An 814-nucleotide genomic window follows, 5' to 3' on the forward strand; every position below is an offset into this window, starting at 1 on the left:
TACATGAGCCAGAAATTCTCGTTATACGAGAGTTTGACGGTGCGGGAGAATATACGCTTGTACGGGGGGATTTACGGGATGCAACGTTCGGAGATTCGGGATAAAATGGATAAGGTGCTGGGGAATCTCGGTCTTTTGAAGGAACGGAACACGCCGGTACGTTTGTTGCCGCAAGGGGTAAAGCAACGTCTGGCGTTTTCGGTGGCGGCATTCCACGAGCCCCAGATCGTGTTTTTGGACGAACCCACCGGTGGGGTGGACCCCGCCGTGCGCCGGATGTTCTGGGAATTAATCTATCAGGCGGCAGCGGACGGGATTACCGTGTTTGTTACCACCCACTACATGGACGAGGCGGAGTATTGTGACCGGGTGTCGATCATGGTGGACGGGCGTATCGAGGCATTGGGTACTCCTGCCGTGTTGAAGCAACAACATGGTGTTCCGGGGATGCAGGAGGTTTTTTATTTGTTGGCTCGGAGGGCTCAAAGAAAGGACGGATGAGATGAAGATAAAGACATTTATAGATCAGTTTTTCGCTTTCACGCGCAAGGAGTTTTATCATATTCTTCGGGATCGGAAGACTCTATTGGTACTGGTGGTTTTGCCGATCTCGCAGTTATTGATTTTCGGTTTCGCGTTGAATAGCAGTTTGACGGAAATGCCCACGGCTGTGCTGGATATGTCGAATGACGCGATGAGCAGGCAGATCGTGGCGGAGATTGACGCGAGTTCCACGTTTAAAGTGGTAGAACATGTGCGTTCAATGGATGAGGTGGATGAACTGTTCAAGGGGGGACGCTTATCCCAAGTGTTC

The 814-nt window shown here is 51.4% G+C and carries 2 protein-coding genes; both read left to right on the forward strand.

Annotation, left to right across the window (positions count from 1 at the left end):
* Nucleotides 1-501, forward strand: a 501-nt coding sequence (locus ACK8P8_RS22195; protein WP_369861180.1) for an ABC transporter ATP-binding protein, incomplete at its 5' end; no start/stop codon positions are given.
* A gap of 1 nt (nt 502) precedes the next feature.
* The coding region (locus tag ACK8P8_RS22200) for an ABC transporter permease (RefSeq protein ID WP_369861179.1) at nt 503-814 on the forward strand (312 nt) is incomplete at its 3' end.

The organism is Butyricimonas muris, assembly GCF_046365375.1.
Classification (GTDB): domain Bacteria; phylum Bacteroidota; class Bacteroidia; order Bacteroidales; family Marinifilaceae; genus Butyricimonas; species Butyricimonas muris.